This is a genomic window from Stenotrophomonas sp. YJH_SMC_122, from assembly GCF_059369535.1.
On record NZ_JCAFST010000009.1, the window covers coordinates 192,473 to 200,236 of the forward strand.

Annotated in this window: 7 protein-coding genes; 4 read left to right on the forward strand and 3 right to left on the reverse strand. The window is 66.5% G+C overall.

Annotated elements, in window-relative coordinates:
• Positions 1-13 precede the first annotated feature (13 nt).
• The 3 genes from AC5P66_RS13875 to AC5P66_RS13885 form a co-directional block, all read right to left on the reverse strand.
• A complete protein-coding gene (locus tag AC5P66_RS13875; RefSeq protein ID WP_049415478.1) occupies positions 14-619 on the reverse strand; it encodes a thioredoxin family protein in 606 nt (201 codons plus the stop codon).
• A gap of 19 nt (positions 620-638) precedes the next feature.
• Entirely contained in the window at positions 639-2,138 is a 1,500-nt protein-coding gene (locus AC5P66_RS13880; protein WP_005411345.1) for a peptide MFS transporter, read from the reverse strand.
• Positions 2,139-2,319: 181 nt separating this feature from the next.
• Entirely contained in the window at positions 2,320-3,195 is an 876-nt protein-coding gene (locus tag AC5P66_RS13885; RefSeq protein WP_049415479.1) for a tryptophan 2,3-dioxygenase, read from the reverse strand.
• A gap of 335 nt (positions 3,196-3,530) precedes the next feature.
• On the opposite strand from AC5P66_RS13885, the gene pdhA reads away from it, so the two are divergent.
• The 4 genes from pdhA to AC5P66_RS13905 are packed head-to-tail and all read left to right on the forward strand — an operon-like array spanning position 3,531 to position 7,422.
• Positions 3,531-4,613 carry a pyruvate dehydrogenase (acetyl-transferring) E1 component subunit alpha gene (gene pdhA / locus AC5P66_RS13890; RefSeq protein ID WP_099495315.1) on the forward strand — a complete coding sequence of 361 codons (1,083 nt, stop codon included), beginning with the start codon at positions 3,531-3,533 and terminating at the stop codon, positions 4,611-4,613.
• Entirely contained in the window at positions 4,606-5,673 is a 1,068-nt protein-coding gene (locus AC5P66_RS13895; RefSeq protein ID WP_005419896.1) for an alpha-ketoacid dehydrogenase subunit beta, read from the forward strand. The genes pdhA and AC5P66_RS13895 overlap by 8 nt, the downstream gene beginning before the upstream one ends.
• Position 5,674: 1 nt before the next feature.
• Positions 5,675-6,028: an SH3 domain-containing protein gene (locus tag AC5P66_RS13900; protein WP_005411349.1), complete on the forward strand. Its 354-nt coding sequence runs from the start codon at positions 5,675-5,677 to the stop codon at positions 6,026-6,028.
• Entirely contained in the window at positions 6,025-7,422 is a 1,398-nt protein-coding gene (locus tag AC5P66_RS13905; RefSeq protein WP_099495316.1) for a dihydrolipoamide acetyltransferase family protein, read from the forward strand. Before AC5P66_RS13900 ends, AC5P66_RS13905 begins: the two co-directional genes overlap by 4 nt.
• The last annotated feature ends 342 nt before the right edge of the window (positions 7,423-7,764 follow it).

Below are 7,764 nucleotides of genomic sequence, written 5' to 3' on the forward strand. Positions count from 1 at the left end.
GGCCGGCACTACCCTATTCCGGTTTGTCGGGTGCCCAGTGCTTGAGGAACGCGCTCACCCGTGCAGGCTGGAAGGCTTCGCCCTTGCGCAGCTCAGCAGTCGCCTGCGACACCAGCAGGCTGCCATCGGCGTCCAGTACCAGCAGGTGCGGATAGTCGCGCTCCATTTCGGGGAACTGGGCGAAGAAGGCGGTGTTGGGCTGTTCGTCGCTGGCGTTGACCTTCACCCACACGTAGTGGGCGTCGCGAAAGCGGCGCAGGTCGCCGTTGCCCTCGACCATTTCGTCCAGCGCCCGGCAGCGCTCACAGGCGGCGTTGCCGATCTCGAGCAGGATGCGCTTCTTGCCGCGCTGGGCTTCCACCTTGGCGGTGGCCAGGTCATCGGCGGGGTCGCGGGCCGGGTCGAACTGCGCGCCGAGCCCGGCGATGGCGGCAATGTCTGCCGCCACCGGGGTGTTGCCCGAGGCCACCGGTTCGCTGGGGTCAGCGACCGGTGGCTCGGTGGGTCGGGTATCCAGGGGTTGCGTGGGCTCGGCGGTGGCAGGCGGTTGCGGTTGCGAACAGGCGCCGATCAGCGCCGCACAGATCACCACTACCGCAGTACCGAGCCTGCTACGCATGCCTTCTACCCTCTCATCATCATTTGACGCCGTGCATCAGCTTGTTGATCAGCGGGGCGATCAGGAACAGCACCACGCCGGAGCCGATCAGGGCCCAGAACCCGAAGGTATACCCCTTCAGGGCCGACTCGACCGTCATGCCGCCTTCACCACTGACCACGCCAGCGAAGATGCCCGACAGGTTGTTGCCGATGCCGGTGGACAGGAACCAGCCACCCATGCCGAAGCCGACCAGGCGCACCGGGGCCAGCTTGGTCACCATCGACAGGCCGATCGGCGACAGGCACAGCTCACCGACCGACTGGATGACGTAGACCATGAACAGGGTCCAGAACGGAATCTTGCCGTCCACGACCATCTGCGACAGGGCGAACATCAGCAGGGCGAAGGCGGCGCCGTTGAACAGCAGGCCCAGGCCGAACTTGCGCGGAATGGACGGATTGGCGCGGCCCATGGCCACCCAGATCCAGGCGATGACCGGGGCCAGGGTGATGATCGCCACAGAGTTGACCGACTGGAACCACGCGGTCGGGAACGTCCAGTCGCCGAACTGGCGGTTGACGATGTTCTCGGCCAGGAAGGTGAACGAGCTGCCGGCCTGTTCGAAGAACATCCAGAACATCACGTTGAAGGCGAAGATGATCAGCATGGCGATCACGCGGTCGCGCTGCACCTTGCCCTCGCGGATGCCCTCCACCAGCAGCAGCACGGCAAGCGCGGTGAACATCGCACCCAGGATCCAGGCCAGCGCGGTGGCGCCGGTAGCCAGCAGGAAGTAGGCCACCGGGATGGCGACCACGGCACCGGCCAGCACCATGATGATGCGGCCGAAGCCTTCAGCGCCGGCCGGGGGTGCGCCGATGCCCTTCAGGCCGGCGCGACCGATGTAGAACCACACCAGCGAGATCAGCATGCCCACGCCCGAAGCGATGAACACGACCTTGTAGGACGGCATCGCATCGGTACCGAACACCTTGCGGGCCAGGTACTCGGTCAGCACCGGGGCGATCATCGCGCCGATGTTGATGCCCATGTAGAAGATGGTGAAGCCCGAGTCGCGGCGCTCGTCCTTCAGGCCGTACAGCTTGCCGACCATGGTCGAGATGTTGGGCTTGAACAGGCCGTTTCCGACGATGATCGTGGCCAGGCCGAGCTTGAAGATGTGCTCCTGCGGCAGCGAGATCATGAACAGGCCAGCGGCCATGATGATCGCGCCGGTCAGGATCGAGCGCTGGTAGCCCAGCACCCGGTCGGCCACGTAGCCACCGAAGATCGCCGCGGCGTACACCAGGGCCAGGTAGGCGCCATAGATGCGGCTGGCGTCGCCTTCACCGGCAGCGCTGCCGTTGTAGAACTGGGCAACGATGTACAGCACCAAGGCCCAGCGGATGCCATAGAACGCAAAGCGCTCCCAGAACTCGGTCATGAACAGCATCCACAACGGGCGCGGGTGGCCCAGCGTGGTCTTGAAGTCCGGCAGCGCCGGCTCTGGGGTGTTCGCAGTGGCGTTTACGCTCATGCGGATTTCCTGGTTCGGTGGATGACGAGCACGTCCGCTGTGCAGTTGGAGCAACGCGCGAGGATCACCGACTTGTGGCGTTCACGTCAAATACACGCCGTTTGAGGCAGGTGCCGTCCTGCTCGCTGAACTTGCATCTGAAACGATCCAGCCAATGGCCGGGGTCCAAGCTGAATGGGGGTCAGCCCAGTTCTGCCGGGGGCGCGGCCTGCAGGCTGGTGCGCACCTGGAACAGTTCGGGGAAGAAGGTCAGTTCCAGCGCCTTGGCCAGGAAGCCCACGCCGGACGAGCCGCCGGTGCCGCGCTTGAAGCCGATCACCCGCATCACGGTGCGCATGTGCCGGAATCGCCACAGCTGGAAGGCCGTCTCCAGATCCACCAGGTCCTCGCACAGCGCGTACTCGCGCCAGTAGCGGTCGGTGTCCTGGTAGATGCGCTCGAACACCGGCTGCAGTGCGTCGTCGGCTACGTGCGGCTGGGTCCAGTCATGGGCCTCGTAGACCGCCGGGACAGCATGGCCGAAGCGGGCCAGGTACTTCAGGAATTCCTCGTACAGGCTCGGCGCCTCCAGCACGGTGCGCAGCTGCGCCTGCCCTGCCGGGTCGTGCTCGAACACCTGCAGCATCTGCGCGTTCTTGTTGCCCAGCAGGAACTCGATGTAGCGGTACTGCAGCGACTGGAAGCCCGAAGACGGGCCCAGCACGTCGCGGAAGCCCATGTATTCGGACGGGGTCAGCGTTTCCAGCACCGACCACTGCTCGGTCAGCTGGCGCAGCACCTGCTTGCTGCGCGCCAGCACCTTGCGGCACTGCCAGACTTCATCGCGCTGCAGGAAGCCGATCGCGGCACGCAGTTCGTGGCCCAGCAGCTTCAGCCACAGCTCCGAGGTCTGGTGCTGGATGATGAAGAGCATCTCGTCATGGTGCGGCGGGTTGGACAGCGGCTGCTGCGCGCTGAGCAGCTGGTCCAGCCGCAGGTAACCGCCATAGGTCAGGCGGCCCTGCAGGTCGGTGTGGATGCCGGCTTCGAGATCGCGTTGGTTGTTGTCGACGGACATGGGCGGGACCAGATCGGGGGCGGCAAGGGTAGCGCGTTGCCGCCGCGCTGGCAGCCGCCGGGTCCATACCGGAGCGTGCGGTTGGCCGTGGAGCATCGGCCGATCCCGGGCCTGCGCGTGGAACCGTCCAGGCCGTTGTACTGGCGGTCAGCCAGAGGCGTATTCTGATGCTTTGCAGCAACGACTGAATACGTTGTTGTTATTGGCCCCCCACCCGCCGGCAGGGGTAAAACGGGGAATCTCCGTGTTGCGGCGCAGGAAGGCTATTCCGTACGCGTTCCTTAACATGGCGATTCATATCATTTGTAACTTCTCTGTCGAAGGTGCAGTACGCAATGACGGTTGCCGCTGAATTCAAGATCGAATACCTGCAGTACCTGGACACGGACGGCACGCTCGTCCGCGATGACCTGCCCGCGTCGCTGCGCGACCCCAAGGTCCTGGTACCGCTGTTCAAGCAGATGCTGTTCGTACGCACGTTCGACAGCAAATCCATCGCGCTGCAGCGCACCGGCAAGCTCGGCACCTATGCCGCCTGCCTGGGCCATGAAGCCGCGCACGTGGGTATCGGCGCTGCGATGCAGAAGGACGACGTGTTCGCGCCTTCGTACCGCGAGTATGGCGCGATGTTCATGCGTGGCGTGCGCCCGCACGACGTGCTGATGTACTGGGGCGGCGACGAACGCGGCAATGATTACGGCGGCAACGCGGCCAAGGACTTCCCGTTCTGCGTGCCGATTTCCACCCAGTGCCTGCATGCCGCCGGTGCCGCGCTGAAGTTCAAGCTCAACAAGGAACCGCAGATCGCGGTGGCCGTGTGTGGCGATGGCGGCAGCTCCAAGACCGACTTCTACGCGGCATTGAATTCGGCCGGCGCCTACAAGCTCCCGCTGATCCTGTGCATCGTCAACAACGGCTGGGCCATCTCGGTGCCGCGTTCGGCCCAGACCGGTGCCGAAACGCTGGCGCAGAAGGGCCTGGCGGGCGGCCTGCACTGCCTGCAGGTGGACGGCAACGACCTGATCGCGGTGCTGGCGGCAATGGAACAGGCGCGCGAACGTGCGCTGGCCGGCGACGGTGGCACCGTGCTGGAACTGATGACCTACCGCCTGTCCGACCACACCACCGCCGATGACGCGCGCCGCTACCGCGACGATGCCGAAGTGAAGGATGCCTGGCAGCGCGAGCCGATGCTGCGCCTGCGCAAGTACCTGATCAACGCCGGTGTGTGGAGCGAACAGGAGGAAACCGCTTGGGTCGCCGAGTGCGGCGCGCGCGTGGACGAGGAAGTGAACCTGTACCTCAACACCCCGGTGCAGCCGGTCGAGGCGATGTTCGACTTCCTGTATGCCGATCCGCCGCCGGACCTGCTGGCCCAGCGTGCCCAGGCGATCGCCCTGGAGAAGCGCCATGGATGAGATCAAGAACGGCGCGCCCGGCGCGCACACCAACGCCGCCGACAGCGCTGCGGTCGCGCGCGGAGATGACAGCATGACCACCACCCCGATCACCCTCATCGAAGCCATCACCCAGGCGCTGGCCTGGGAGCTGGAACACGATCCGTCGGTGCTGGTGCTGGGCGAAGACGTGGGCGTCAACGGCGGCGTGTTCCGCGCCACTGCCGGCCTGCAGCAGCGCTTCGGCTCGGACCGCATCCTCGACACCCCGCTGGACGAAACCACCATCGCCGGCCTGACCATCGGCCTGGCCGCTCAGGGCATGAAGCCGGTGGCCGAAGCCCAGTTCGATGGCTTCATGTACCCGATGGTCGACCATATCGTCTGCCACGCCGCACGCCTGCGTTACCGCACGCGTGGCCGCCTGCACTGCCCGATGGTGCTGCGCGTGCCGTGGGGCGGTGGCATCCGCGCGCCGGAACACCACAGCGAAGCCAACGAGGCGATCTTCACCAACGTGCCGGGCCTGCGCGTGGTGCTGCCGTCGTCGCCGCAGCGTGCCTACGGCCTGCTGCTGGCCGCGATCCGCGAGCCGGATCCGGTGATCTACATGGAGCCCAAGCGCATCTACCGCCAGTACAAGGAAGTGGTCGTCAACGATGGCGAAGCCTTGCCGCTGGACGTCTGCTTCGTGCTGCGCGACGGCACCGACGTGACCCTGGTGACCTGGGGCGCGCAGGTGAAGGAAGCGCTGGAAGCGGCCGACAAGCTGGCCGGCGAAGGCATCAGCGCCGAAGTCATCGACGTGGCCACGCTGCGCCCGCTGGACTTCGCCACCATCGCCGAATCGGTGGCCAAGACCGGTCGCTGCGTTATCGTGCAGGAGGCCCCGAAGACCGCGGGCTTCGGCGCCGAGATCGCCGCGCGCCTGGCCGAGGAATCGATCTACGACCTGCTGGCCCCGGTCGAGCGCGTGACCGGCTACGACACCCACATTCCGCTGTTCCGCCTGGAAATGAAGTACCTGCCGAGCGTTGAGCGGATCGTGGCGGCGGCCAAGCGCGCGGTGGCGGCCGGCTGACATGCGGGCCCGCCTTCTGGGGGCTTACCGCAGCCAGTATCCCAACCCGCTCCGGTTCCACACCGGCCAGATCGTCGAAGTAGGTGTCCGTGACGAGGAATGGCCGGCGTTTGCCTGGGTACGCACCAACGATGGGCGCGCTGGATGGGCGCCCATCGCCTGGTTGCAGCTGCTGGACGAGGGTCGCGCCGAAGCCCTGTGCGACTACGACGCCCGCGAGCTGGATGTGGAAAGCGGCGAGATGGTGAAGCTTCATCACGAACACGGCGGGTGGTGGTGGTCCGAGCGCGCCAATGGCGCGACGGGTTGGCTGCCGGCCCGCGAACTGGAACTGCTGGAAGAGAACTGCAAATGAGCCAGACCAAGAACTTCAACCTGCCCGACCTGGGCGAAGGCCTGCCGGACGCGACCATCGTCGAGTGGTTCGTCAAGGAAGGCGATGTGATCAAGCTGGACGAGCCGCTGGTCTCGATGGAGACCGCCAAGGCCGTGGTGGAAGTGCCCTCGCCGTTCTCCGGCAAGGTGCTGAAGCTGTCCGGCGGCGCCGGCGACGTCATCCCGACCGGCTCGGTACTGGCCAGCTTCGAGCTGGACCCGAACCTGCCGCAGCGCGCTGATGGCCAGGACACCGGCCACAGCCATGGTCACGCCGCACCGGCGGCGCCGATGGCCGCACCGACTCCGCCGCCGCTGCCGGCTGCGGCCGCTCCGGTTGCCGCCGAGGACGCCAAGCCCGCCGCGGCCGAGCGCGATGATGCCGGTACCGTGGTCGGCGCCATGCAGAGCTCCAATGCCGTGCATGCCGAACAGGCGCTGGCCGTCGGTGGCGTCAAGGCTGTGCCGGCCGTGCGTGCGATGGCGCGCAAGCTGGGCGTGGACCTGAGCCGCGTGGCCGCCACCGGCAGCGATGGCGCGGTGACCATGGCCGACGTCAAGCAGGCCGCCGCCAACGGCAGCGCCAAGCTCGGGGCTGCTCTGGCGCCGGTCGCTGCCGCTGCATATGCCGCGCCGGTCCCGGCGCAGGTGTCCGCACCGGTGCAGAGCGAAGCCCGGACCCCGCTGTCTGCCGCCGGCAAGCCGATGCGCACCCAGCCGCCGGGCGTGGTCGCCAAGGGCCAGCCGGAACCGCTGAAGGGCGTGCGCCGCAACATGGCCCGCGTGATGGCCGATGCGCACAGCAAGGTCGTGCCGACCACGCTGAACGACGACGCCGACATCCACGCCTGGCTGCCGGGCAACGACGTCACCGCCCGCCTGGTGCGCGCCATCGTCGTTGCCGCACAGAAGGTACCGGCGATGAATGCCTGGTTCGACGGTGAAGCACTGACCCGCACCCTGCACGCGCAGGTGGACATCGGCATCGCCGTGGACACCGACGACGGCCTGTTCGTGCCGGCCCTGCGCAATGCCGACATGCTCGACGCACGCGGCATCCGCGAAGGCGTCAACCGCCTGCGCGAGCAGGTGGAATCGCGTTCGATCGCGGCGTCGGAACTGAGTGGCTACACCATCTCGCTGTCCAACTTCGGCATGTTTGCCGGCCGCTACGCGACTCCGGTCGTGGTGCCGCCGTGCGTGGCCATCGTCGGTGCCGGCCGTGCCCGCCACCAGATGACCCCGGTGATGGGCGGCGTGGAAGCGCACAAGGTGATCCCGCTGTCGGTCACCTTCGACCACCGCGCAGCCACCGGCGGTGAAGCTGCCCGCTTCCTGCGCGCGATGATGGACGACCTGGCGCTGGCCAGCTGATCGGCCACCTGACCGGTGGGTGCCAACCTTGGGTTGGCGCATGAAACTGACTCGTGAGTGCCAACCTTGGTTGGCACATGAATTGGAGAAACGCCGGGCACTGCCCGGCGTTTTTTTGTGCCCGCTCCACTGTAGAGCCGAGCCCATGCTCGGCTTGCTTCATGCTTTCATCCACGCATGGCGTGGATCTACTGAAAAGCGGCCGAGCATGGGCTTGTATGTTCCTCCCGGCTCCTACGCGGTATGTAGGAGCCAGGGTGGAGGGACCGTCAACATGATATCTGCGGATAGCAGCCGACAGACGAGCCGAGCGATCCCCATCCCGCACCTTAACGTCGATAA